The 24,868-nt window shown below is 70.5% G+C and carries 21 protein-coding genes and 1 tRNA gene; 18 read left to right on the top strand and 4 right to left on the bottom strand.

What is annotated here, in order from left to right; genetic code table 11:
* Window positions 1-3 precede the first annotated feature (3 nt).
* The 5 genes from K3N28_RS00385 to K3N28_RS00365 all read left to right on the top strand — a co-directional run bounded on the left by K3N28_RS00385 (window position 4) and on the right by K3N28_RS00365 (window position 7,680).
* Window positions 4-903, top strand: coding sequence for a hypothetical protein (locus K3N28_RS00385; RefSeq protein ID WP_228090495.1), 900 nt, complete (start codon window positions 4-6; stop codon window positions 901-903).
* On the top strand, window positions 900-2,582 hold the full coding sequence (gene murJ, locus K3N28_RS00380; RefSeq protein ID WP_228090494.1) for a murein biosynthesis integral membrane protein MurJ: 1,683 nt from the start codon (window positions 900-902) through the stop codon (window positions 2,580-2,582). The genes K3N28_RS00385 and murJ overlap by 4 nt, the downstream gene beginning before the upstream one ends.
* Entirely contained in the window at window positions 2,579-3,676 is a 1,098-nt protein-coding gene (locus tag K3N28_RS00375) for a glycosyltransferase family 4 protein (RefSeq protein ID WP_228090493.1), read from the top strand. Before murJ ends, K3N28_RS00375 begins: the two co-directional genes overlap by 4 nt.
* Window positions 3,677-3,683: 7 nt before the next feature.
* Entirely contained in the window at window positions 3,684-5,924 is a 2,241-nt protein-coding gene (locus tag K3N28_RS00370; protein WP_228090492.1) for a hypothetical protein, read from the top strand.
* 145 nt (window positions 5,925-6,069) lie between these two features.
* On the top strand, window positions 6,070-7,680 hold the full coding sequence (locus K3N28_RS00365) for a CTP synthase (protein WP_374209633.1): 1,611 nt from the start codon (window positions 6,070-6,072) through the stop codon (window positions 7,678-7,680).
* A 106-nt stretch (window positions 7,681-7,786) separates the two neighbouring features.
* Here the strand turns inward: K3N28_RS00365 and K3N28_RS00360 are convergent, their stop codons facing one another.
* A complete protein-coding gene (locus tag K3N28_RS00360) occupies window positions 7,787-9,298 on the bottom strand; it encodes an MFS transporter (protein WP_228090490.1) in 1,512 nt (503 codons plus the stop codon).
* Window positions 9,299-9,416: 118 nt separating this feature from the next.
* Between K3N28_RS00360 and K3N28_RS23220 the strand changes: the two genes are divergently transcribed.
* From K3N28_RS23220 to K3N28_RS00300, 11 genes are all read left to right on the top strand, one after another.
* Window positions 9,417-9,956, top strand: coding sequence for a TetR/AcrR family transcriptional regulator (locus tag K3N28_RS23220; protein WP_255640242.1), 540 nt, complete (start codon window positions 9,417-9,419; stop codon window positions 9,954-9,956).
* Between the two features lie 32 nt (window positions 9,957-9,988).
* Window positions 9,989-10,543, top strand: a complete 555-nt coding sequence (locus K3N28_RS00345; protein ID WP_228090489.1) for an NUDIX domain-containing protein — start codon at window positions 9,989-9,991, stop codon at window positions 10,541-10,543.
* Between the two features lie 202 nt (window positions 10,544-10,745).
* Window positions 10,746-11,867 (top strand): alanine dehydrogenase, encoded by a 1,122-nt coding sequence (ald, locus tag K3N28_RS00340; protein ID WP_228090488.1) that lies wholly within the window; start codon window positions 10,746-10,748, stop codon window positions 11,865-11,867.
* Window positions 11,868-12,095: 228 nt separating this feature from the next.
* Window positions 12,096-12,968 carry a ParA family protein gene (locus tag K3N28_RS00335; protein ID WP_374209656.1) on the top strand — a complete coding sequence of 291 codons (873 nt, stop codon included), beginning with the start codon at window positions 12,096-12,098 and terminating at the stop codon, window positions 12,966-12,968.
* Between the two features lie 92 nt (window positions 12,969-13,060).
* Window positions 13,061-13,933, top strand: a complete 873-nt coding sequence (locus tag K3N28_RS00330) for a ScpA family protein (protein WP_228090486.1) — start codon at window positions 13,061-13,063, stop codon at window positions 13,931-13,933.
* On the top strand, window positions 13,926-14,699 hold the full coding sequence (gene scpB / locus K3N28_RS00325; RefSeq protein WP_228090485.1) for an SMC-Scp complex subunit ScpB: 774 nt from the start codon (window positions 13,926-13,928) through the stop codon (window positions 14,697-14,699). Before K3N28_RS00330 ends, scpB begins: the two co-directional genes overlap by 8 nt.
* Window positions 14,686-15,423 carry a pseudouridine synthase gene (locus K3N28_RS00320; RefSeq protein ID WP_228090484.1) on the top strand — a complete coding sequence of 246 codons (738 nt, stop codon included), beginning with the start codon at window positions 14,686-14,688 and terminating at the stop codon, window positions 15,421-15,423. Before scpB ends, K3N28_RS00320 begins: the two co-directional genes overlap by 14 nt.
* Window positions 15,424-15,485: 62 nt before the next feature.
* Entirely contained in the window at window positions 15,486-15,857 is a 372-nt protein-coding gene (locus tag K3N28_RS00315; RefSeq protein WP_228090483.1) for a YccF domain-containing protein, read from the top strand.
* Between the two features lie 93 nt (window positions 15,858-15,950).
* On the top strand, window positions 15,951-16,628 hold the full coding sequence (gene cmk / locus K3N28_RS00310; RefSeq protein ID WP_228090482.1) for a (d)CMP kinase: 678 nt from the start codon (window positions 15,951-15,953) through the stop codon (window positions 16,626-16,628).
* Window positions 16,621-18,015: a ribosome biogenesis GTPase Der gene (gene der / locus K3N28_RS00305; protein ID WP_228090481.1), complete on the top strand. Its 1,395-nt coding sequence runs from the start codon at window positions 16,621-16,623 to the stop codon at window positions 18,013-18,015. Before cmk ends, der begins: the two co-directional genes overlap by 8 nt.
* Window positions 18,016-18,100: 85 nt before the next feature.
* Window positions 18,101-18,174 (top strand) — tRNA-Pro (locus tag K3N28_RS00300).
* 131 nt (window positions 18,175-18,305) lie between these two features.
* On the opposite strand, the gene K3N28_RS00295 is transcribed toward K3N28_RS00300, so the two are convergent.
* Both K3N28_RS00295 and K3N28_RS00290 read right to left on the bottom strand, forming a co-directional pair.
* Window positions 18,306-19,106: an SDR family NAD(P)-dependent oxidoreductase gene (locus K3N28_RS00295; RefSeq protein ID WP_228090480.1), complete on the bottom strand. Its 801-nt coding sequence runs from the start codon at window positions 19,104-19,106 to the stop codon at window positions 18,306-18,308.
* Window positions 19,103-20,539, bottom strand: coding sequence for a DHA2 family efflux MFS transporter permease subunit (locus K3N28_RS00290; protein ID WP_228090479.1), 1,437 nt, complete (start codon window positions 20,537-20,539; stop codon window positions 19,103-19,105). Before K3N28_RS00290 ends, K3N28_RS00295 begins: the two co-directional genes overlap by 4 nt.
* Window positions 20,540-20,663: 124 nt before the next feature.
* Here K3N28_RS00290 and K3N28_RS00285 point away from each other — a divergent pair, with 124 nt between their 5' ends.
* Window positions 20,664-21,314 (top strand): TetR/AcrR family transcriptional regulator, encoded by a 651-nt coding sequence (locus K3N28_RS00285; RefSeq protein WP_374209655.1) that lies wholly within the window; start codon window positions 20,664-20,666, stop codon window positions 21,312-21,314.
* Between the two features lie 853 nt (window positions 21,315-22,167).
* On the top strand, window positions 22,168-22,698 hold the full coding sequence (locus K3N28_RS00280) for a hypothetical protein (RefSeq protein WP_228090477.1): 531 nt from the start codon (window positions 22,168-22,170) through the stop codon (window positions 22,696-22,698).
* 27 nt (window positions 22,699-22,725) lie between these two features.
* Here the strand turns inward: K3N28_RS00280 and K3N28_RS00275 are convergent, their stop codons facing one another.
* Window positions 22,726-23,952, bottom strand: coding sequence for a hypothetical protein (locus tag K3N28_RS00275; RefSeq protein ID WP_228090476.1), 1,227 nt, complete (start codon window positions 23,950-23,952; stop codon window positions 22,726-22,728).
* Window positions 23,953-24,868 lie beyond the last annotated feature (916 nt).

The raw sequence follows: 24,868 nt of genomic DNA, 5'->3' as shown, positions 1-24,868 counted from the left end.
GCCATGAGCCAGCTAAAGCGCACGGTAGGGCGGGCGTTCATCGGAGGCCTCGCCGCGGGCGGCACGATCGCCGCGATCAGCGCCGTACGACGCTCCAAGTGGGCGGCCGACCTGGAACGCGTCAACCACAAGGGCGACATCGTGACCCTGGCCGAAGGCCCCGGAATCACCGTGGGCGCCACCGCGGGAGCCGTGCTCGGCGCGAACTCCCCGGCCTACGCCGCCGCGGCAGCGACCGCCGGGCTCACCGCCGGCGCGGTCGGCCTCTACGACGACATGGCCGACGCCAAGGGCGAGAAGGCCAAGGGCTTCAAAGGCCACGTCGGCGCGCTCCTCAAGGGACGCATGAGCGCCGGACTCGTCAAGATCCTCGGCATCTCCACCGCCGGGATCGCCTCGGCCGCCCTCGTCGACCTCGCCAACGGCGAACTCACCGACCCGCGCCGCCACTGGGCGCGCCGGCTCTGGAACGTCGGCGTCGGCGGCGGCGTCATCGCCGGCGCCGCCAACGTCATCAACCTGTTCGACCTGCGGCCCGGCCGCGCGCTCAAGGTCGTCACCCTCGCCTCGACGCCCCTGGCGCGCCCCGCCAAAGAAGGCAAGGTCCAGCGCCCCACCGCCGCGGGTGGCGCCCACACCGCGCTCGCGGTCTCCGCGGCCGCGGGAGCCGCGATGGCCGACGACCTCGACGGCAAGACCATGCTCGGCGACGGGGGAGCGAACGCCCTCGGCGCGCTCCTCGGCCTGTCGTTCATCGCCCGGACCGGCATGGTCGGCCGCCACGTCGCCCTCGCGGGCGTCGCCGCCCTCATCGCCGCCTCCGAGAAGTGGAGCTTCACGAAGGTCATCGCCGAGACGCCCGTGCTGCGCCAATTGGACGAGCTGGGTCGGACGAAGTCTTGACCGAGACCCGACGCGAAGTCGGTCGTGCCGCCTCGGTCATCGGTGCGATCACCGTCGCCTCCCGCCTGGCCGGATTCGGCCGCACCATGGTCTTCACGTGGGCCATCGGCCTGGGCACCCTCGGCACCGCCTACCAGACCGCGAACAACATCCCCAACATCATCTTCGAACTCGTCGCCGGGGGAGCGCTCGCCGCGCTCGTGATCCCGCTCCTGGCCGCCCCGCTCGCACGCAACGACCCCAAACAGGTCAGCCACATCGCCTCGGCCCTGCTGACCTGGTCGCTGACCATCCTGCTCCCCGTGGGCATCCTGCTTGCGATCTTCGCGCGGCCGATCATCCTGCTGCTCATGCCCGAAGACCCGAACTCCGCCGCGACGGCCGACGTGGCCACGGAGATGCTCATCCTCTTCGCGCCGCAGCTGCCGCTCTACGGCGTCGCAGTCGTCCTCACCGGCATCCTCCAGTCCCACCGCCGTTTCGCCTGGCCCGCTCTCGCCCCGCTCCTCTCCAGCGTCGTCATGGCCGGCGTCTACGTCGTCTACGGATTGGTCTCCGGTCGAACGTTCAAGGCCGACCAGGTCTCACACAGCGAAGTCTTCCTGCTCGGGCTGGGCACCACCTGCGGCGTCGCCGTCCTGGCCGGCTGCCTCGTCTTCCCGCTGCGAGGACTCCGCCTCAGACTCCGCCCGGCCTGGCGGTTGGAGACCAGCATCGCCGCCGGCCTGAAATCCCTCGCCATCGCAGGGATGATCACGGTCGGCGCGCAGCAGCTGTGCCAGGCGCTGCTCATCAGGCTCGCCAACGACGCCAGAGGAGAAGTCCCAGGGGCCACGGCGATCTTCACCGTCTCGCAGACGTTCTTCCTGCTGCCTTGGGCCGTGCTCGCCGTCCCGCTCGCCACCGCCGCGTACCCGATCCTCGCCGAGGCCTTCTCCCTCGGCGAACACGAGCGCTACCAGCGCCGTCTCTCCCAGACCGGCCGCGCCGTCCTCCTGCTCTCCGGCCTCGGCGTCGCCGCGCTCGCCGGTCTCGCCGAACCCATCGGCACCGTGCTCTCCTCGGTCTCCTCCGACACCGGCGAGGGCACGCAGTCGCAACTTCAGGCCACCCTCACCGGCCTCGCCTTCGGGCTGTTCGGCTACTCGGTCTTCGCGATCTACTCCCGCGGCCTGTACGCCATCGGCCGCAACAAGTACGCCGCCGGGGCCACGTCGATCGGATGGGCCGCAGGGGCCCTCGCCGCCGTCGTTCTCTCCAACGCCCTGCCGGTCGCGGACCGCACGCTCGCGCTCGCGATCGCCTGGTCCATCGGCATGACCGTCATCGGCCTCGCCCTCACGCTCGCCGTCGCCCGCCACACCGGCGCGGCCAGCCTCGCCGGGTTTCCGCGGGCGGCGCTCGCCGCCGTCGGCGCCGCGATCGGCGCCGTCCTCGCCGCCCGCGAACTCATCTACCTGTGGGGGCACGCCGACACCTTCTACACCGCCCTCTTCCAGGGCGTCGTCGTCGGCGCCGCCACCGCCGTCGTCTACCTCGGGCTCGCCGCGCTCATCGGCGGCGCCGGTGTCGTGCGCCCGGTGCTGCGACGCGCTGGCATAATCCGAGCGTCCGAAGAACCCGACGAACCCGCCTCCGACGAACACGGACCCGACGAACCCAGTGGAGCAGACAAGTGAGCCAACGCCGCATCGCCCTGGTGCTCGGACCCTCGACCGGCGGCATCGGGACGCATGTCGCCTCGCTCGCCGCGGGCCTCGTCGAACGCGGGGACGCGGTCCTGGTCGTCGGCCCGCCCGAGACCGAGGAGCGCTTCAGCTTCCGCGCCCGAGGCGCCCGCTTCGCGTCCGCGCCGATCACCGCCAAGCCCTCGCCTGAGCTGCCGCTCGCGTGGTGGGGCGTCCGCAACGCCCTGCGCGGCATCACCGGCCGCGGCGTCGACCTCGTGCACGCCCACGGCCTCACCGCCGGGCTCACCGCCCTCGCCGCCCGCCCCTCGGGCGCGGCCCTGGTGACCACCTGGCACAACCAGCTCATCACGTCCGGCGTCAAACGCCGCGTCTCCGACCAGCTCGAGCGGCGCCTCGCCCGCGGCGTCGACGTGGCCCTCGCGGCCTCCTCGGACCTGCACGAGCACCTCGTGGCCCTCGGCGCGCGCGACGCCCGGCTCGCCCCCGTCGCCGCCCCGCCCCGCCCGGCCCTGGGCAGCCCGGACGCGATCCGCACCGAACTGGGCATCGGCGACCGCCCGCTCCTGCTCTCCGTCGGCCGCCTCCACCCGCAGAAGGACTACGACACCCTCATCGCGGCCGCGAGCCGCTGGACGGCGCTCGAACCGTCCCCTGTGGTCGTCATCGCCGGGGACGGGCCCGAACGCGGACGGCTGCAGGGACTCATCGACGCCGCCGGGGCGGACGTGCGCCTCCTCGGCCACCGCACCGACGTCGGCGACCTCCTCGCCGCCGCCGACCTCGCCGTCGTCACCAGCCAGTGGGAGGCGCGCCAGCTGTTCGCCCAGGAGGTCCTGCAAGCGGGCGTCCCGCTCGTCACCACCCGCACCGGCGGCATCCCCGAACTCGTGGGCGACGCCGCGCTCTACGTCGAAGTCGGCGACGTCGACGGCCTCGACCAGACCGTGCGCGGACTCCTCGGCGACCCCGACCGCCTCGCGTCCTACGCCGCAGCCGCCCTCGCCCGCGCCGCCACCTGGCCCGACGAGGCCCAGATGCTCGACTCGCTCGACGCGCTCTACCTGGAACTGACGGGAAGATAGCCCCGCCGTGTCGCGAAACCTCGATGCCGGGCGCCACGTCCGCAAGGCCCGCAAGGCCCTCGTCCGCAGCGTCACCCGCAACCTGGGCCCCATCGGGGCCTGGTTCGCCGTGGCCGTCCTCGCCGCCCTGGCGGCCTTCCAGCTGCTGCCCGACGACTCCGAGGAGCAGCTCCCCGAGACGGTGTCCTCAGTGGTCGTCCTCGGCGTCGCCGGGCTCACCTGGACCGACATCGACGCCGACACGACGCCGAACCTGGCGGCGCTCGCCGAGCACGGGTCGCTCGCCGAGCTGAACACGAACTCGGGGCGGAACTTCACCTGCGCCCTCGACGGCTGGCTCACCTTCTCGGCGGGCGCGCCCGCCGTCAGCGACCCCTACGGCCGGCCCAGCGAATGCCTCCCGGTCACCGACGACCTCATCACCGTCACCGACGCCGCCGCCACCGTCGGCGACATGACCGACCTCGTCGCGCTCAACCGCGACCTCGAGCAGGGCACCGAACTCGGCATGCTCGCCGCCGGCACCTCCTGCGCGACCGCCGTCGGGCCCGGCGCGGCGTACGCGGCCGCGAACTCGGTCGGCCGCGTCGAGTACGCGCCGACCGTGCCGCTCGACGGCGCCGCCCTGACCGCCGTGCTCGGCGAATGCCCGCTCACCGTCGTCGACGGCGGCGTCCTCCCGACCGCGAGCGCCGCGCGCACCGCCGCGCTCGCCAACCTCGACGACACCGTCGGCGCGCTCCAAGACGCCCGCGGCGGCGACTCGGCGCTCATCGTCACCGGCATCGGCCAGGTGGAGGAGCCCGACCGCCTCCTCGCCACGGTCGCGCACTTCGGCGACCAGGACGGGCACAACCTGCTCGACCTGCCCGCCGAACGGCCCGGCTACCTCAGGCTCACGGACCTGACCGCGACCGTCCTCACCCTGCTCGACGCGCCGCTGCCCGACGCGGTGACCGGCGCGGCGGCCGGGGCCTCCGGCGACTCGCTCTCGTATGCGGCCCGCCAAGCGGTCTTCGACGACACCGACACCCGGCTCATGGCCGCCGACGTCGCCGCGCCCGCCACGCAGTGGCTCCAGGTCGTCCTCTTCCTCGCCCTCACCTTCGTCGCCTGGCCGCTGCTGCACCTGCTGCGCCGCGCCGGGCAGCCCGGCGTGAAGCCGCCGCCGCTGTGGCTCATGCGGCTCAACATCGTCTCGGCCCTCGTGTGCGCCCTGTTCGGGGCCGCCGGGATCCTCGCGGACTTCTTCGGATGGTGGTCCACCGCGCATCCGGGCCTGGTCGGGCCGCTCACGGCGCTCGCCATCGCGGTCGCGTGCGCGTTCGTCGCGATCGCCGTGCCCGGACGCCACGGGCCCGCGAGCCTCATGGTCTCGGTCTCGGTCTTCGGCATCGCCGTCACGCTGCTCGCGATGCTCACCCACGCCGAGGACCCGCTCGGGACCCTCCTCGGCGACTACACGGTGGCCGACTCCGCGTCGAACGAACTCGGGCCGGTCGCCACCGGCATGTTCATCGCCTCGCTGTGGCTGCTCGCCGCCGCCACGGCCTGGCGGGCGCCCCGCCGCTACCAGTCCCCGGTCATGGCCGGCATCGGCTGCCTCGGCGTCTTCATCGTCTCCGTCGGGTTCCTCGGCGACTCCGTCCCGGCGGCCGTCGCCATCATCGTCGGCACCTGCCTCGCGGCGGCGCTCGCCACCGGCGGCTGGGTCACCTTCCCCCGCTTCGTGTGGTCGGGCCTCGCCGGGGTCGCGGTGCTGTTCGGCCTCTCGTGGATCGACTTCCGGCGTCCCGCGGCCGAACGGGGCGAGCTCGGCTCGTTCCTCGGCGACATCGTCGGCGACACGAACGGGGTCATCGCCTCCGGCGTCGGCTCGAACATCGTGGCCGCCTTCACCTCGCCGCTGAGCGTGCTCACGGTCATGGCCGGGGCCTACTGCTGGCTCGTGCTGCTGCGCCCCGGCGGCGGGCTGCGCCGCGCGTTCGGCCTGTACCCGCCGCTGCGCGCCGCGTTCTCGGCCGCGGTCGCCGGGGCCGCCATCGCGGGCCTCCTGCTCGGCAAGGGCCTCATGAGCCTCGGCGCGGCCCTCGCGGTGATGGTTCCGCTGGCGGTCATCATGAGTCACCGCGTCCTGGCCCGCGCGCACGTCAAGGACGGCCAGTACTCCGACATGATCGTCGACGCACCGTCGTGGGTCGATGAGGAAAACGACGGTGAAAGTGTTAGTGTGGAATCCCGTGGATGATGTGATTCACCGGCTGTTTTCCTGAAACGGCTGATCGGCGATATAACCACGGGAGTTCGCTTTGGCCAGCGCCGCTAATGGTCAGATCCGTTCCACGAAGCACCTCTTCGTCACCGGTGGGGTCACTTCGGCCCTCGGGAAGGGCATGACCGCAGCCAGTCTCGGCAATCTGCTGACCGCGCGCGGCCTGTACGTGGTGATGCAGAAGATCGACCCCTATCTCAACGTCGATCCCGGCACCATGAACCCGTACGAGCACGGCGAGGTCTTCGTCACCGACGACGGCGGCGAGACCGACCTCGACATCGGCAACTACGAGCGGTTCCTCGACCGGAACCTCTCCAAGCACGCCAACGTGACCACCGGCCAGGTGTACTCCGACGTCATCGCCAAGGAGCGCCGCGGCGACTACCTCGGCGCGACCGTCCAGGTCATCCCGCACATCACCAACGAGATCAAGGCCCGCCTCGCGGCCATGGCCGACCCGGACCCCGAGACCGGGCGCGTCCCGGACGTGGTGATCACCGAGGTCGGCGGCACCGTGGGCGACATCGAGTCGCTGCCGTTCCTGGAGGCGATCCGCCAGTTCCGGCACGACATCGGCCGCGACCACTGCTTCTTCCTGCACGTCTCCCTGGTGCCGTATCTCGCGGCCTCCTCGGAGATGAAGACCAAGCCGACGCAGCACTCGGTGGCGCAGCTGCGCAGCATCGGCATCCAGCCCGACGCGATCGTCTGCCGCTCCGACCGGCCGCTGCCGGACGGGCTCAAGCAGAAGATCGCCGGGTTCTGCGACGTGGACGACGAAGCGGTGGTCTCGGCCCCCGACTCGAAGTCGATCTACGAGATCCCCAAGACCCTCCACACCGAGGGATTGGACGCCTACGTGGTCCGCAGGCTCGACCTGCCGTTCCGCGACGTGGACTGGTCCGCCTGGGACGATCTGCTCGACCGGGTCCACCACCCGAGCGCCACCGTCGAGGTCGCGATCGTCGGCAAGTACGTCGAGCTGCCCGACGCCTACAAGTCCGTGGTCGAGGCCCTGCACGCGGCCGGGTTCGCCCACCGCGCCAAGGTGAACGTCCGCTGGGTCGTCTCCGACGAGTGCGGCAGCGCCGAGACCACCGCCAAGGCCCTCGCGGGCGTGGACGCCGTGGTCGTCCCCGGCGGCTTCGGCAACCGGGGCGTGGCGGGCAAGATCCAGGCGCTCACGTGGGCCCGCACCCGCCTCGTCCCGACCCTGGGCCTGTGCCTCGGGCTGCACTGCATGGCGATCGAGGGCATGCGCGAGGTCGCCGGGCTCGTCGGCGCCGACTCCGAGGAGTTCGACCGCGAGGCCGAGCACCTGGTCATCTCCACGATGGCCGACCAGACCGACATCGTCGCCGGCCGCGGCGACATGGGCGGCACGATGCGCCTGGGCACCTACCCGGCCAAGCTCGCCGAGGGCTCCATCGTCGCCGAGGTGTACGGCGCGACCGAGGTCAACGAGCGCCACCGGCACCGCTACGAGGTCAACAACGCCTACCGCGACCAGCTGCAGAAGTCCGGGTTCGTGATCTCGGGCCTCTCGCCCGACGGGCGCCTCGTCGAGTTCATCGAACTCGACCGCGACATCCACCCGTACTACGTGGCGACCCAGGCCCACCCGGAGCTCAAGTCCCGCCCGACCCGGCCGCACCCGCTGTTCGCGGGCCTCGTCGAGGCCGCGCTCAAGCGCCAGGCGGCCGAGCGCCTCGACATCGAAGCGGTGTAGACGCACCAGCGAAGACGGCGAGAGGCGGCGCCCTTCCGGGCGCCGCCTCTCGCCGTCGCTGCAGCGGACGCGAACGGCGGCTCGGCCCGCCCGCCGCCGTGTCCGATCAGTTCGGATCGGCCTTCTCGCGCAGGGCCCGGCCGACCGCCACGGTGGCGATGAGGACCAGGACCGCCGCGACGACGGCCACGGTGCGCAGGCCGTCGGTGAACGCGGTCCGCGCGGCCGTCATGAGCGCCTCCCCGGCCTCGGCCGGGAGCGTCGCGGCCACGTGCGCGGCCTCGCCGAGGGTCTCGGCCGCCGCGTCCGGGGCGTCGCCCAGCTCGGCCCGGTAGATCCCGGTCGCCAGCGAGCCCATCAGGGCCACGCCCATCGCGCCGCCCAGCTCGTACGCGGTCTCGGAGATCGCCGAGGCCGCGCCCGCGCGGTCGGCCGGGGCCGCCGCGAGGATCGCGTCGTTGGTGACCGTCTGCGCGAGCCCCGAGCCGCCGCCGATGAGCGCGAACGCGACCGCGACGACCGCCGCTCCCGAATCCACGCCGATGAACGGCATCGCCGCGAACCCGGCGACCACGAACACCAGGCCGCCGACGATGGTGCGCACCATGCCGATCCGCTCCGACAGGCGCACCGCGACGAGCCCGGTGACGACCGAGATCGCCATGCCCGGCAGGAGCAGCAGGCCCGCCTGCATGGGGGAGAGGCCGAGCACCAGCTGGAGGTACTGCGTCAGCAGGAACAGCGCCGAGATCAGCGCGAACACGATCGTGAAGTTCGTCGCCAGCGACGCGCTGAAGCGCCGCAGCCGGAACAGCTCCATGTCGAGCAGCGGGTGCTCGAGGCGCCGCTGCCGTGCGACGAACGCCGACGCGAACGCCAGGCCGGCCACGAGCGCGACGACGGCCGTCCAGGACAGGCCGTGCTCGGCGATCGTCTTGACCCCGTACACGAACGGGAACATTCCCAGGAACGACAGGGCGACGCTGAGCAGGTCGAGCGTGCCCGGGTCCGGGTTCTTGGACTCCGGCAGCAGGAACGGCGCGGCCAGCACGACCGCGAGCGACACCGGCGCGGCCATGAGGAACACCGAGCCCCACCAGAAGTGCTCGAGCAGCCAGCCGCCGACGATCGGCCCGGCCGCCGCGCCCGCGGAGAACCCGGACGCCCAGATCGCGATCGCGAAGCGGCGCTGGCGGTCGTCGGTGAACAGGTTCCGCATGAGCGCCAGCGTGGTCGGCATGAGTGTGGCGCCGGCGACGCCGAGCAGCGCCCGCGCGGCGATGAGCGCCTCCGCGTTGGGGGCGTACGCGGCGAGGACGCTCGCGGCGGCGAACGCGGCCGAGCCGACGACGAGGAGCTTGCGGCGGCCCAGGCGGTCGCCGAGGGAGCCCATGGTGACCAGGAGTCCGGCGAGCACGAAGCCGTACACGTCGACGATCCACAGCAGCTGCGAGCCGGTGGGCCCGAGGTCCTCGGACAGGAACGGCACGGCGAAGCCGAGCACGGTCATGTCGACGGAGATGAGGAGCACGGGGAGCACCAGCACCGCGAGCGCCCACCCCTGCTTGGCGCTGATACGGGGACGGCGCCCCTCGGGCGCGCGCAGCGTGGTGGTCATTGGTTCACTCTTTCCGACGGGTCGATCCATGGCTCGCAAGCGACGCCGAATCCGGTGCTGGACGCACCGACCAACCGACTGTACCGTCCGGACGGTACAGTTGTCACCGGGAGGGAACATGAACGAGCCCGAGATCACCACCCGTGATCGGATCCTCAACGCGCTCCAGCGCATCCTCGTCGACGAGGGCAGCTCGGGCGTGACGCTGGAGAAGGTGGCCGCCGAGGCCGACGTCTCCAAGGGCGGCCTGCTCTACCACTTCAAGTCGAAGTCCGACCTCTACGACGGCCTCGCCCGCCGCTTCCGGCTCCAGGAGGAGGCGAACATCGCCAAGGCCCGCGCCACCGGCGTGGTCGAGACGTTCCTGCGCGTCTCCGAAGTCGAGACGCCCGAGTCGGCGGCCGGGCTCTGGGCGCTGTTCACCGCCATGCGCGGCAAGGACGAGCTCTCCGAGACCGCCAAGGCGGACGTGCTCTTCATCTTCGACGGCTGGGCCGCGCTCATCCACGAGCAGATCGAGGATCCGGTCACCGCCGAGATCGTCCGCCTCGTCGGCGACGGCCTGTTCCTCTCCGCGGTGACCGGCGTGCCGCTCCCGGGCCGCGAGGTCGTCGACGGGATCCTGCGGCGCCTCAAGGACGCCGCCGGAGAGACCTGACCCCGTAACCGGAGCGGACTAGTGTGGTCGCCGTGCATGACTACCGAGTTCTCGACAGCGAAATCATCCACCGCGGCTGGGCCTACGACCTGACCGCCGAGACCGTCGCGATGCCCGGCGGCGGCACCGCCCGACGCGAGTTCCTCGTCCACCTCGGCGCGGTCGTCGCGGTCCCCCTCGACGAGCAGGGCCGGGTCGGCCTCATCCGCCAGTACCGGGTGCCCGCCAAGGAGCACCTGTGGGAGCTCCCGGCCGGGATCCGCGACGTCGCGGACGAGGACCCCGCCGACTGCGCCCGGCGCGAACTCGCCGAAGAGGCCGACCTCCAGGCGGCCGAGATGGTCAAGCTCGGCGAGTTCTACACCAGCCCGGGCATCTCCAACGAGGTCATCCACTACTTCCTCGCCACCGGCCTCACCCCGGTGGCCGAGGCCGAGCGCCACGAGCGCACCGACGAGGAGACCCACATCGAGTTCGTCTGGTGGGACCTCGACAAGGCCCTCGCCGCGGTCGCCGACGGCGAGATCCGCAACGGCGTCTGCGCCCTCGCCCTGACCCTCACCCGGCTGCACCTCGACCGCCGATAGGCCGCACGCTGCCGTGTTACCGAACAACCAGCGCCCGCCGCGCCGCCGTGCGGCGGGCCTGACTTACGATCACGGCGACGACGCCGTCCGAACTGCTGACCCACAAGGAATGCGGGTATTCGGGCACTCCGCGTCCTAGACTGCCCGTGCGGGATGCCGACCGGCCCCGAACTGGCACAACGCTTCGGAAGGAACCCGTAACGTGAAAGTCGCCGTCCCCCGCGAGATCAAGAACAACGAGTACCGCGTCGCGCTCACCCCCGCCGGGGTCCACGAGCTCGTCGCCGCCGGCCACGACGTCGCGATCGAGACCGGCGCCGGCCTCGGCTCGGCCATCACCGACGAGGACTACCGCGCCGCCGGGGCCGCCATCTGCCCCGACGCCGACGCCACTTGGGCCGCAGGCGAGCTCGTCCTCAAGGTCAAGGAGCCGGTCCACGGTGAGTTCCACCGGATGCGGCCCGGCCAGACCCTCTTCACCTACCTCCACCTCGCCGCGAGCGCCGAATGCACCGAGGCGCTCCTGGAGCGCCACGTCACCGGCATCGCCTACGAGACCGTGCAGACCGCCGAGGGGCGGCTCCCGCTCCTGGCCCCCATGAGCGAAGTGGCCGGACGCCTCGCCGTCCAGGCCGGCGCGTACCACCTCCAGCGGCCCGAAGGCGGCCGCGGCACCCTCATGGGCGGCGTCCCCGGGACCGCGCCCGCGCGCGTGGTCATCATCGGCGCGGGCGTCTCCGGCATGAACGCCGCCGCCATCGCCGTCGGCATGCGGGCCGACGTGGAGCTCCTCGACCTCAACATCGGCAAGCTCAACGCCGCCGACGACCTCTACCAGGGCCGCCTGCGCACCATCGTCTCCAACCGCTTCGAGGTCAAGCGCGCCTGCCGCGAGGCCGACCTCGTCATCGGCGCCGTCCTCGTCCCGGGAGCCAAGGCCCCCATGGTGGTCGACGACGACGTGCTCGCCGACATGAAGGAGGGCGCGGTCCTCGTCGACATCGCGATCGACCAGGGCGGGTGTTTCGCGCACTCCAAGCCCACGACGCACGACGACCCCACGTTCACCCACGGGGGCAAGCTCTTCTACTGCGTCGCGAACATGCCCGGGGCCGTGCCGAACACCTCCACGTACGCCCTCACCAACGCGACCCTGCCGTACGTCATGAAACTCGCCAACCTCGGCTGGGCCGACGCCCTGAAGGCCGACCCGGCGCTCGCGCGAGGCCTGAACACGTTCGGCGGCCACGTCGTCAACGAGCCCGTCGCGCTCACGCACCATCTGCCGCTCAAACCCATCGAGCAGGTGCTCGCAGAGAACTGACGTCCCGTCAGGTCGCAACGCCCCCACCGCACAGCGGGCGAACTCACGCCGGGTGCCTCGGAGTCTCCCAAGCCGTCGACAGCCTCGATACACTGACGTACAGTCGGCTTTGACAGGCAAATCGGTGAGACGCCCGGCACCCGGTGTCGACCTCGCACCCGGAGGCGCGAAGAAATGAGCAGTGTGGACAGCAACGACAAATGGGCGGCCTTGCGAGGCGCCGCGCAGATGCCTCCCGCTGACGGCACGGAGGATCTGTCCTCGCCCGACCCCGAGACGTACACGAACAAGCGCGAGATCCCGCAGCCCCAGCCGCTGGAGCGCCACGGCCCGGCCCGCGTGATCGCCATGGCCAACCAGAAGGGCGGGGTCGGCAAGACGACCACGACCATCAACCTCGGTGCGGCCCTTGCCGAGTACGGCCGCAAGGTGCTCATGGTCGACTTCGACCCCCAAGGGGCCCTGTCGGTCGGCTTCGGCACCAACCCGCACACGCTCGACCTCACGGTCTACAACCTCCTCATGCAGGACGACGTCGACATCGACGACGTCATGGTCAAGACGAACGTCGCGGGCCTTCGCCTCCTCCCGGCCAACATCGACCTCTCCGCCGCCGAGATCCAGCTCGTCAACGAGGTCGCCCGCGAGCAGACCCTCGCCCGCGTGCTGCGCCCGGTGATCCCCGACTTCGACTACATCCTCATCGACTGCCAGCCGTCCTTGGGGCTCTTGACGATCAACGCGCTCACCGCCGCGCACTCGGTCCTCGTCCCGCTCGAATGCGAGTTCTTCTCGCTGCGCGGTGTGGCCCTGCTGCTCGACACCGTCGACAAGGTCCGCGAACGCCTCAACTACGACCTCGAACTCGACGGCATCCTCGCGACCATGTACGACTCGCGCACCACGCACTCGCGCCAGGTGCTCCAGCGCGTCGTCGAGGCCTTCGGCGACAAGGTGTTCTCCACCGTCATCACCCGCACGGTGCGCTTCCCCGAGACCACGGTCGCCGGCGAGCCCATCACCACCTGGGCCCCCGCCTCCTCGGGCGCCCGCGCCTACCGCCAACTCGCCCGTGAGCTCATCGCCGCCACCGACAAATAGCGCATCGACAAACAGGACCCCGATCGCGTACCGGCACAGGAAACCCGTAGTTCACCTCGTGGCCCTCGGGAGCCCCGTCTAAGCTTGCCTGCGTGACCGACCAGCAGCCGCCCGAGCTCCCGACCCTGCGGGAGGGCGAACCGGAGGAGGCCGCGAGCGGCTTCCACGTCCGGCTCGACAACTTCGAGGGGCCCTTCGACCTGCTGCTGCAGCTCATCGGCAAGCACAAGCTCGACGTCACCGAGATCGCCCTCCACGAGGTCGCCTCCGAGTTCATCGCGTACGTCACCGGCCTCGACGACTCCTGGAACCTGGAGGAGACCTCCGAGTTCCTGCTCGTCGCCGCCACCCTCCTCGACCTCAAGACCGCTCGCCTCCTGCCCGGCACCGTCGTCGACGACGAGGAGGACCTCGCCCTCCTCGAAGCCCGCGACCTCCTCTTCGCGCGGCTCCTCCAGTACAAGGCCTACAAGGAGGCCGCCGGGGCGCTCGCCGGGCTCGTCGAGTCCGCCGCGACCCGCGTCCCGCGCAACGTCGGCCTCGAAGAGCACTTCAAAGGCCTCCTCCCCGAACTCGTCCTCGACCTCACCCCCGAGGACCTCGCCCGCCTCGCGGGCAAGGCCATGAGGCCCAAACCGCCACCGGTGGTCGGCACCGACCACGTCCACATGCAGCGCGTCTCCGTGCGCGAGCACGCCGTGATCCTCTCGCGCCGCCTCCAACGCGTCCAGGCCGCGACCTTCCGGGCCCTCACCTCCGACTGCGAATCCCACCTCGAAGTGGTCGCCCGGTTCCTCGCGCTGCTGGAGCTCTACCGGGAGGCCCTGGTCGGCTTCGAACAGATGCAGGCGCTCGGCGAACTCACCGTGCGCTGGCTCGGCGGCGCCGACGTCGCCGCCGCGGAGATCCAGGTCGACGAATACGCCGGAACGCCGGAGACGGGGGAGGAGACGACGAATGAGTGAGCATCTGCGCGCCGACGAGGTGGCCGAATGGCGCCCGCCCTGGCAGCGCCGCGAAGACGGCCCGCGGCCGCCCGAGGACGCGCCCGTCCGGCCCGACACGCCCGCGGACGAGCCCGTCGACGACACCGACGAGTACGCGCGGGCCGTCAGCGCCAAGCCCGAGCCCGAGGATCCCGACGACGCCGACGACCCGGCCTCCGACTCGATCCCCGTCCCCGAGGACGTCGACCTCGGCGCGGTCCTGGAGGCGATCCTCATGATCGCCGAGGAGCCCCTGACCGAGGACTTCCTGTCCTCGGTATTGGACCGGCCACGTTCACAGGTGCGCGAGGAGCTCGGCCGATTGAGCGCCGAATACACTGGTGACGGACGTGGTTTCGATCTGCGTCGCCAAGCCGGCGGCTGGCGCTTCTACAGCCGGGCCGAATACGCCCCGTACGTGGAGCGGTTCGTCACCGACGGCGCCTCCGCCCGCCTCACCAAGGCGGCCCTGGAGACGCTTGCCGTGGTGGCCTACCGCCAGCCGGTCACCCGGGGCCGCATCTCGGCCATCCGGGGGGTCAACTGCGACGGCGTCATCCGCACGCTGCTGGCGCGCGGCCTGGTCGAGGAGTGCGGGACCGACCCGGACTCCACGGCGACGCTCTACCGCACCACCACCCTGTTCCTGGAGAAGATCGGGCTGGACTCGGTCGACCAGCTCCCCGAGCTGGCTCCGTTCCTGCCCGACGACGTGACGGATATCGAGGAAGATGAACAACGCTGACGCAGAGGGCATTCGCCTGCAAAAAGTGCTGTCGCAGGCCGGGATCGCCTCCCGCCGGGCCGCCGAGGACCTGATCTCCCGCGGCAAGGTCAAGGTCAACGGCGAACCCGCCCGCCTCGGCCAGCGCGTGGACCCGCAGAAGGACGTCATCCACGTCTCCGGCAAGCGGGTCGTGACCGACGTCGACATGGTGTACTTCGCGATCAACAAGCCGCGCGGCATCATCTCGACCATGGACGACGAGGAGGGCCGCCCGTCCCTCGCCGAGTTCGCCAAGGGCATCGACCAGCGCGTGTTCCACGTCGGCCGGCTCGACACCGACTCCGAGGGCCTGCTGCTGCTCACCAACGACGGTGAGCTCGCCAACCGCATCATGCACCCCTCGCACGGCCTCGCGAAGGTCTACCGTGCGCAGGTCGCCGGCATCATGGACAAGGCCACCTGGAACAAGCTGCTCAAGGGCGTCGAGCTCGAAGACGGCATCGCGAAGGCCGACAAGCTCAAGATCATCGACGAGCACGCCGGGCAGTCGTTGATCGAGATCACCATCCACGAAGGCCGCAAGCACATTGTGAGGCGGCTCATGGACGCGGTCGACCACCACGTCTCGCGCCTCGTGCGCACCGAGATCGGGCCGGTCAAGCTGCGGAACCTCAAACCGGGGACCCTCCGCCGCCTCACCCCCAACGAGGTGGGGGAGCTGTTCCGCGAAGTCGGGCTCTAGCCCGGCAGAGGCACCAGCCTGCTGTACCGACAGGAAGGGCGCGGCCCGGTTAGGGTTTCGGCATGTCAACCATTCTGAACGTGATCTGGTTCGTGCTGGCCGGGCTCTGGCTCGCGATCGGCTACTTCTTCGCCGGCCTCCTGTTCTGCATCTTCATCGTGACGATCCCCTTCGGGATCGCGAACATGCGGCTGGCGGGATACGTGCTGTGGCCCTTCGGGCGCACCGTCGAGTACGACCGGTCCGCGGGATGCTTCTCCCTCCTGGGGAACCTCCTGTGGCTCATCCTCTTCGGCTGGGAACTGGCGCTCACCCACCTGGTGACCGGCTTCCTCCAGGCGATCACGATCATCGGCATCCCGCTGGCCGTGGCGAACTGGAAGATGATCCCCCTGGCGCTGTGGCCCATGGGCGCCCGCGTGGTCGAGCGCTGAGCCCTCCGACATCGATGCCGATCCACCTATAACCCCCGGTAACCCGCAATGATGTAGGTTTGCTGGGTTTGCAGTTGAAGAACGGAGCCGACAGTGCCTGAGCAGAAGAGCGGACCGGTCGTCGCCATCGACGGCCCGTCGGGGGCCGGGAAGTCGACCGTGGCCAAGACCCTCGCCACCGCGATCGAGGCCGCGTACCTCGACACCGGCGCGATGTACCGCGCCGCGACGCTGGCGGTCCTCAACGCCGGCGTCGACCCCTCGCAGGCCGCGCAGGTCACCAAGACGGTGAAGAACGCGAAGCTCGAGTTCGGCACCGCCCCGGAGGACCCGTTCACCCGCGTCGACGGCGAGGACGCCGGCCTGGCGATCCGCGGCGACGACGTCACCCAGGCGGTCTCGGCGGTGGCCGGGAACAAGGCGGTGCGGAAGTTCCTCATCGAGGAGCAGCGGCGGATCATCGCCGAAGCCAAGCGCGGCATCGTGGTCGAGGGCCGCGACATCGTCTCGGTGGTCGCCCCCGACGCCGACGTCAAGGTCTACCTCACCGCCGACCCGGTCGAGCGCGCCAAGCGCCGCGCGGCCGAGATGGGCGCCGACGAGCACGCGACCAAGCAGGACATCGAGCGGCGGGACACCGCCGACTCCAAGACCACCAAACCCCTGGAAGCCCCCGAGGGGGCCGTGGTGATCGACTCCACGACGCTACCGATCGTGGAGGTAGTGGCCAAGATTCTGGCATTGCTGAGCAACAGGGACATTGATGAGTGAAGTGACCCAGGCCGATTTCGACGGCGCTGGCTGGAACGACCCGGACGACGACGAAGCGCGAGGTCCGGTCCCGACGGTGGCCGTGGTGGGACGCCCCAACGTGGGCAAGTCGACCCTGGTGAACCGCATCCTGGGCCGCCGCGCCGCGGTGGTGCAGGACGAGCCCGGCGTGACCCGCGACCGGGTGGCGTACGACGCCGAATGGGCCGGGCGGGCGTTCAGCCTGGTCGACACGGGCGGCTGGGACCCTGATGCGGAGGGCATGGCGAAGTCCATCGCCATGCAGGCCGAGCTGGCGATGCGCACCGCGGACGTGATCGTGTTCGTGGTCGACTCCCGAGTGGGCCCCACGGACGCCGACGAGGCGGCCGTGCGCGTCCTGCGCTCGACCCGCAAGCCGGTCATCCTGGTCGCCAACAAGGTCGACTCGGAGCGCCAGGAGGTCGAGATCCACGAGCTGTGGAGCCTGGGCCTGGGCGAGCCGTTCCCGATCTCGGCGCTGCACGGTCGCAACTCGGGCGACCTGCTCGACAAGATCGTGTGGTCGTTCCCCGAGGAGCCCACCGGGGCGCTCAAGGAGCGCGGGCCGCGCAAGGTGGCCCTCGTGGGCCGCCCGAACGTGGGCAAGTCGAGCCTGCTCAACCGGATCGCCGGCGAAGAGCGCGCGGTGGTCGACAACGTCGCGGGCACCACCGTCGACCCCGTCGACTCCCTCGTCGAGATCGACGGCGAGGACTGGGTCCTGGTCGACACCGCGGGCCTGCGCAAGCGCGTCAAGTTCGCCTCGGGCACCGAGTACTACGCGGCCTTGCGGACCGAAGCCGCCGTAGAGGCCGCCGAGGTGGCCCTGGTGATGCTCGACGCCTCGGAGCCCGTCAGCGAGCAGGACCAGCGCGTGCTGACCCAGGTGACCGAGTCCGGAAGGGCCATGGTCCTGGTGTTCAACAAGTGGGACCTGGTCGATGAGGACCGCAGGTACTACCTGGAGAAGGAGATCGACCGCGAGCTGGGCCAGGTCGCCTGGGCCCCGCGCGTGAACGTCTCGGCCATGACCGGCCGCGCCGTGGAGAAGATCGCCCGGGCGCTGCGCGAGGCCCTGCAGGGCTGGGGACAGCGCATCACCACCGGCGAGCTGAACCAGTGGATCAGCGCCCTCCAGGCCGCCACGCCGCACCCCACGCGGGCGAACAAGGCCCCGAAGGTCATCTACGCGACCCAGGCCGGCATCGAGCCGCCGCGCTTCATCCTCTTCACGAACGCGCCGTTCGAGAAGCAGTACCTGAAGTTCATCCAGCGCCGCCTGCGCGAGGACTTCGGCTTCCCGGGCACGCCCATCGAGCTGGTGGTCAAACCCCGCGAATCACGCAAGAAGGACAAGCGCAAATAGCCCGGCTCACAGAGGGGACCTCGCCTCAGAGGTCCCCGAGCCGGTAGGCTAAAGTTGTCACCGCTGCGGACAACGCGGCGGAAAACGGGCTGTGGCGCAGCTTGGTAGCGCACTTGACTGGGGGTCAAGGGGTCGCAGGTTCAAGTCCTGTCAGCCCGACAGACGGACACCGGGAACATGAAACATGTTCCCGGTGTTTTCGTATGCATATGTAGAAGTAGCGGCGCTTCCGGTTGGCGCGGTGAGGTCGCCGCAGGTGTGCTTCCCGCCGTCGAACCGGTGTGGGGGAGTCAGGGACGCAGCAGCCTGGTCGTGAGCCGGTGGAGGCGGACTGCCGCGCGGTCGTCGGCTCCGCTCATTCGGGGATCGACACGCCGGTCGATCACGAAGGCGCTCACCGGAGCGGCAGGCGGTGCGTCTACGAGGGCGGCGAGGTGCGGCACGATCCGGTCGACCGGGGTCGCGGTCCGCTTCATGCGCTGGACGATCGCCGCCGTATCGGGGTCGAATTCCCCCGCGAAGTTGGAGGCGACGCTGCCGGGGTTCACCAGGACGTACCTGGTCCGGGCGTCCGGATGCTCGGCGGCGAAGGAGAGTCCGAGGAGGTCGTTGGCCCTCCCGGCGTGGAACTGGGCCTCCATCCCGGAATAGCCGCGGCGGAAACCGGGGTCCTCCCAACGGATCTCGGGTTTGGGCGCTCCAGGACCGGAGACGTTCAAGACGACGGGGGCGGGAGCTGATTCCAAGCGGTCGAGCAGCTGGTGGCTCAGCAGGAACCGGCTGAGGTATTCCAGCGCGAAGCAGGCCTCGAACCCCTCGGGCGTTTCGTGCCGGTGCGAGCGGAAGTACCTGGCGCACAAAATGAGCGCGTCGATCGCCTCGAAGCGGGACGCGAGCAGGTCGACCACCCGCTGGTTTTCGGCGACCAGACTCAGGTCGGCGCCGATGAAGTGCGCGCCGAGCCGGGTCAGCGCCGCCCCTTTGGCCGCGTCGCGGCCGATCGCGACGACCGTGTCGCCTTGTGCGAGATAGTGCCGGGCGAGTCCCGCGCCGATGCCGTCGGTGCCGCCGGTGATCACGATGGTCTTCATGACTGGACCGCTCCGGCCGCGGACTTCACGCGGGGTTCGGCGTTCGACGGCGGGTAATCGCCCGGCAGGAACCAGGTGGCCGCCAGGATGGCCGCGAGGACGACCGCCAGGAACCAGTACACGCCCTGGAAGCCGCCGACGGCCTCGGTCGCGACCGACAGGATGAGCGCCACGACGGCGATGCCGATCGAGCCGCCGAGCTGGTTGAGCATGTAGAGCACCGAGCTCCCTTGGGCCACTCGCGAGGCAGGCAGGGTTCGGTACAGCGATCCCATCGTCGGGGCGCTGACGAAGCCGCTCGCGAGACCCATGGTGAGCGTCGCGGCCACCGGCCACACCAGGGGCGTGTCGGTGTCGAGGCGGGTCAGTCCGATCGCGCAGGCCAGCAGGACGATCGCTCCGGCGCGGGCGAGACTGCGGCTGCCGATCCGGTCGGAGATCCACCCGGCCAGCGGCATCGAGACGGTGCCGCCGAGCCCGAAGGGGGCGACGAGAAGCCCTGCCGCGAGGACGGTGGAGCCGTGCGCCTGCTGGTAGTACAGCGGCAGGGCGATCAGACTGGCGTACATCACGACTCCGGTGAGCCCCATGATGGTGACGCTGGCGCTGAAACCCGGGTTCGCGAACATCCGCAGGTCGATCAGCGGGTGGCTGCCGGGTTGCAGCGCCCGGAACGCATACACCGCAAGCAGGACCGCGCCGGCCGCGAGCGGCAGGAGCGTCTGCCAGACGGTGAACGCCGAGTGCTCGGCGGACTGCGAGGCGGCCAGTATGAGCGCGGCCACGCCGGGGCCGATGAGTGCCATCCCGATGACGTCGAGCCGCGGTTGCGACTGTTCGGCCTCTCGCGGCGGATCGGCGGGAAGCACCTTCGACGACAGGGCGAACACGACGGCGGCGATGAGGACGCTCAGGTGGAACATCCAGGGCCAGTCGAGCCGTTCGAGGACTGCGCCGCCGAAGATCGGGCCGACGACGGGCCCCAGGGACAGGACCACGCCCATGAGCCCCATGACCCGACCGGCCCGGGCGGGCCCGGCGGCGCGGGCCAGCAGGATCAGCACGAGCGGGTCCAAGATCCCCGCGCCGAAGCCCTGGAGGATCCGAAACGCGACGAGGCTGCCGGCGTCCCAAGCGAATCCGGCCGCGAGCGAGGCGGCGGCGAAGAGCGCGAGGCCGATCAGCCACATCCGCCTGCCGCCGTACCGGTCGACGGCCCAGGTGGTGAACGGGATGGCGATGGTGACGGCCAGCAGGAAGCCGGTCGAGGCCCAGCCGATGGTGGCGAGGGAGGCGTCGAACTCCGCGGCGAGCAGGTCGAGGCCGACGGTGACCATGGTGCTGCTGAGCAGGCCGAGGACGCCGCCGAGCAGGATCACCCCGACCAGCCGCAGCAGCGCTGCGTCGAGGCGGTCGTTCCCAGTTGAGGACACATGAGCTCCCATCAAACTAGACTGATGAGTCTAAATCATTGATCTTGCGAGTATTGCATACTCGAGCGGACAGGAAAACAGACCCGTGAGTCCAAAGCAATGGGAGGTCGTCTACGCTGGGCGCATGAGTGCGGCGGCGAAGCAGACGGGACGCGCGGCCCCTCGGGGCCGCATGGACAAGCGGCAGGCGATCCTTGCCGCCGCGTTCGACGTGTTCGCCCGGCGCGGTTACGCGCAGGCGGGCGTCGACGAGGTCGCCGCCGAAGCCGGAGTCGCTAAGGCCACGGTCTACAACCACTTCGGCGACAAGGAGACCCTGTTGCGCGAAGCCATCGCGGCCAGCGCCGAGGAGGCCACCGCCAAGAACCTCGCCGCCGTTGAACGTCTCGTCGACTCCGGCGGCGACCCGCGCGAACTCCTCGAAGACGTCGGCTTCCGCCTGATCCAGTGCTACTGCGACGAGCAGTCCTGGGCGCTGCGGCGGCTGCTGTACGCGGAACTCGCGCACCTGCCGGACCTGCTGGAGATCGTGCAGGTCCGCGCCTCCGCGCGTGTCCGGCAGGCCCTCGCCGACCGGCTCGCGCGGCTCGCGCTCGCCGGGCGACTGCGGATCACCGACCCGGACGCGGCCGTGGAGCAGCTGAGCGCGCTCCTCACCGGCCCGCTCGAAGCCCGCGCCGAATGGGGCACGCGTCGCCTTTCGGCCGCCGAGATGCGGCAGGTCGCGACCGCTGCGATCGACACCTTCCTGCACGCCTTCGGCTCTCGGGCATGACGACGTTCCGGCTTTGGGTCCGTTCAGCGCCACAGGGTGAAACTCAAGTCGGAGCGGCGGACGTGACCGGAGCTGCGGCTGCAACGGTTCTTCGCCCCGGACGGCACGGATCGGGCGTTTGACGCTGCGGATGCTGATGCCGTTCTCGCGTGCGAGATCCTTCTGCGTGGCGCCGGAGGCGGCGACGAATGCTGCACGGGTTGTCGACGGAGCGCTCTTCCAGGATCACGGCCGGGCCTGTGGCGACGGACCACTTGAGTCGGGTCCAGAACTCGTCGTCGGCGGGGCGTTGCTCGCAGTCGTGCTCGTCGAGGGCGGCATCGTAAGGGGAGGCGTTCGGGGAACAGTCCGAGTGCGCGGGCCAATGCGTTGGTGCTGACATAGACGTATTGGTCCCAGCCGACATGCACGGCGAACGATCCCGCTACCTCCAGTCGGCGCCATAGACCGCTGTCACGGAGCATTGCCCGGACCAGTTCCAGCCCGGCGGTGAGAGCGACCTCCGCACCGTCGTGGTAGCCGCTCAGGTCTGGCGGGAGGGTTCCGGCCAGTCCATGGCCGGGCCCTGCCGGCTCTGCACCGAAGTAGCCGAATCCTGCGGCCTCCGGCTCCTGGGTGACCAGGCTGTCGATGCCGGCGTCCTCAGCGAAGGCGGCTACCGCTTCGAGGTACGCCGCTTCGACCGGGCCGCGGCGCCGAGAACCGGGCGATTGCCGGACGGTGTCCACATGCTATGGTGGGAGCGCTTCTACCGCAACCGTCGACGATGGATCCCTCTTCGCGGATCAGCACACCCTGAAGTGCCGCCTCGCCCGATCTCCGCCGTCGTCCCTGACCCCCGAAGGGATGAAGCATGGCCAGCAACGCTTCGACCACCGCACCGACCACCGAGACCCCGACCCCGACCGCAGAGGCCCGCCCGCCCCGCACCCTCGCTTTCGTGCGCCTCGCCCTGGGCTGGGTGTTCCTGTGGTCCTTCCTCGACAAAACGTTCGGCCTCGGCTACAACACCCCCGCGGACCGGGGGTGGATCGACGGCGGCAGCCCCACCGCGGCCTTCTTCTCCGACGACGTAGGCGGCGCCTACAGCGCCGTGGCCGGGGAGATCTGGGCCGACTGGCTGTTCATGACCGCCATGGGCGGACTCGGCATCGCGCTCACCCTCGGCGTCGTCCTGCGCTTGGCGGCTATCGGCGGTGCGATCCTCATGGCCGCCTTGTGGGCCTCGCTGGTCCCCTCCGAGACCAACCCGATCGTCGACCCGCATTTCATCTACGCGGCCATACTGATCGCCTTCATCTTCACTGATGCCGGCGACCGGTGGGGGCTCGGCCGCCCCTGGCGGCGGATCGGTCTCGTCCGGCGGTTCCCGATTTTGCGCTGACCGAGGGCCGGGCACGTCGCCGACGGATCAGTCCTCGACAAGCAGCGCTTCCCTGCGGGTCTGCAGCCGGACGAGACTGCGCTCGGCCTCCGCGTCCCGTTCCTGCAGTGACCGGATCGTCGTCTGGACCGAGTCGCGGATGGCCCTGAACCGCTCGGTGGCGTCCCGGATCTGCCCGTTGCGCACCGCATCGGTCAGGAAGTTGTCGAACAGCACATCGGTCAGCCAGTTGTTCGGGATCGCGGGGGCGCGGTGGCGCTGCTCGACACCGACGTCGACCAGTTCGCGGCTGAACGCGTCGAGCGCCCGCTGCGCGTAGGCCACGGCGCGGCCCGCCGAGTCGAGCTTGTCGTACTTGAACTGGCTGACCAGCTCGCCGCCGCCGAGCAGGTCCCAGCCGGAGGCGGTGCCGGCGCTGCTGAGCAGGCGCCCGATCTCGTTGACCCGTTCCAGCGCCCGCCGCCCGGCGTCGCAGGCCTCCTTGAGTTCGCGCCGCTCGGCGCGCAGGTCGGCCGTCTGATCCGCGATCTCCTCCAGTTCGCCGCCTGCGGGCAGACCCAGCACGAGCACGGCCCGCTCCTTGTCCGCCAGCAGTTCGCGGAACCGCTCCTCCGCGCCCTCGAATTCGGCTCCGGCGGTCTCGAGCGACGCTCGGTCCTGGACCAGCCAGCGGACTCGCGCCCGCTCCTGCTGCACTCGGATCCGCGCGGCGGCCGCTTCGGCCCGCTCGATGTCGAGTCGTTCCTCCCGGGAGCCGATGACCATGGCCCACAATGCTCCGAAAGACACTCGCTCCAGCCGGTCGACATCCTTCTGCTCGACGGCCGCTCGCTCTTCGGCGAGCTTCAGTGCCGCTTCGGCGGACGCCACCTGCCGCTCGGTCCTGACCAGCACCCGCTCGTGGTGCTGCTTGCGGTGCAACAGCTCTCTCGCTTCGGCCAGTTCCTTGTTCAACCGTTCGATCGACTCGGGCATGGTGTCGATGGTATCGACGCGACCGCCCCGACGGGGTCCGGCGAAGGCGGCCGGAACCGGCGGTCCCGTCGCCCACACGGTCCGGATGCGAGGTCGGACGTCGGGTCCTTCAGGATACGGAGTCACGGTGATGACATTGCCGCACGCGTGCCGCGCCGCCTGCGTCTCGACCTCCTCGCGAACCTCTCGCACGAGCGCATCCTCGACATAGGTTTCGCCACTGGCGGTTCGGCTCAGGTGCTGAGGATGCCAAGTCGCCGGCCGGCCGGGTTCGGACACTCCACCGGGGTTCGGCGCCTACAGGGTCGGGGTCGCGGTGCGGTCGATCGCCTTGAATGGGTTCGTTGGGCATACTGGTTCCATGACGATCAACCGAAAGGGCGATGCCGCGTAGGTCTCCTGCGCGCGTCCGCGCGAGCCAGCGGCGACGCGAGCGTTCCTGGTACCGACGGCATGCACCACAGGTCCCGGGCGCCTCCGGGTCGCTCAATGCGGCACTGCGTCGACTCGAAGACCGTGACGCCGGCTCCTGGCCCGGCCGGTTCGGGACTGCGTTCCAAGAATGGCGGCGCATCGCCCATGCTCCCAGCCGCTCCCTTCGCAATGGTGTAGCGGGCTGCTCCTTGGACTGCTGTTGCCCGCGTCCCAGGGAAACGCTGGAGGTCGCGCTGCACCGCCTGCCGACACGATCGGCTCGAGAGCTGCGACGGCTGCTGGCGCCGCTCGATGCGCGTGTGGAGGATCGGACCGTTCCCGACCCGACTGCGCCGCCCGGGCAGGAGTGGAGCCAACGCGGATGATCGGTCGCATTGAAGCACATTGCCATCGCGGCATCCGTTGGTTTTTGCGTCGGGCCGCACGCACGAGTCGAGCACCTCCTTTGCTGTGGTGATGCTGTTGACCAGACCTACACCGGCCCCGTCGAGACCGAATTCGAGGAACGGGTCGTCGTCGGCGAAGCCGTCGAGCGGCATCCCCGGGACGACCGCACTCGGTTGGCCGACGACGTGCTGGAGGCCGGGGAACCTCTACGAGTGATGGGCCCGCTCCTGATCGGGAACAGCGGCTCAAAGCGGGAGCCGACGCAAAGGGGCGAGCTTCAATCCGCTCGGCCGCCGGCCACCACGCGAACGGCGACGGCGGGACCCCTCCCAGGCGGTCGCCGGTACAAATGGACGGCAACTCGTCCCCCTAC

The organism is Glycomyces sp. TRM65418 (assembly GCF_019710475.1).
GTDB lineage: Bacteria > Actinomycetota > Actinomycetes > Mycobacteriales > Micromonosporaceae > Glycomyces.
This window is presented reverse-complemented; position numbering and strand designations above follow the sequence as displayed.

Bases quoted from the DNA above. Each gene is read 5' to 3' on its own strand.
- K3N28_RS00365 (WP_374209633.1), top strand. From the start codon at position 6,070: ATGACCGCAGCCAGTCTCGGCAATCTGCTGACCGCGCGCGGCCTGTAC.
- der (WP_228090481.1), top strand. From the start codon at position 16,621: ATGAGTGAAGTGACCCAGGCCGATTTCGACGGCGCTGGCTGGAACGAC.
- scpB (WP_228090485.1), top strand. From the start codon at position 13,926: ATGAGTGAGCATCTGCGCGCCGACGAGGTGGCCGAATGGCGCCCGCCC.
- K3N28_RS00360 (WP_228090490.1), bottom strand. From the start codon at position 9,298: ATGACCACCACGCTGCGCGCGCCCGAGGGGCGCCGTCCCCGTATCAGC.
- K3N28_RS00315 (WP_228090483.1), top strand. From the start codon at position 15,486: ATGTCAACCATTCTGAACGTGATCTGGTTCGTGCTGGCCGGGCTCTGG.
- K3N28_RS00385 (WP_228090495.1), top strand. From the start codon at position 4: ATGAGCCAGCTAAAGCGCACGGTAGGGCGGGCGTTCATCGGAGGCCTC.
- K3N28_RS00335 (WP_374209656.1), top strand. From the start codon at position 12,096: ATGCCTCCCGCTGACGGCACGGAGGATCTGTCCTCGCCCGACCCCGAG.
- K3N28_RS00320 (WP_228090484.1), top strand. From the start codon at position 14,686: ATGAACAACGCTGACGCAGAGGGCATTCGCCTGCAAAAAGTGCTGTCG.
- K3N28_RS00285 (WP_374209655.1), top strand. From the start codon at position 20,664: ATGAGTGCGGCGGCGAAGCAGACGGGACGCGCGGCCCCTCGGGGCCGC.
- K3N28_RS00280 (WP_228090477.1), top strand. From the start codon at position 22,168: ATGGCCAGCAACGCTTCGACCACCGCACCGACCACCGAGACCCCGACC.
- K3N28_RS23220 (WP_255640242.1), top strand. From the start codon at position 9,417: ATGAACGAGCCCGAGATCACCACCCGTGATCGGATCCTCAACGCGCTC.
- K3N28_RS00295 (WP_228090480.1), bottom strand. From the start codon at position 19,106: ATGAAGACCATCGTGATCACCGGCGGCACCGACGGCATCGGCGCGGGA.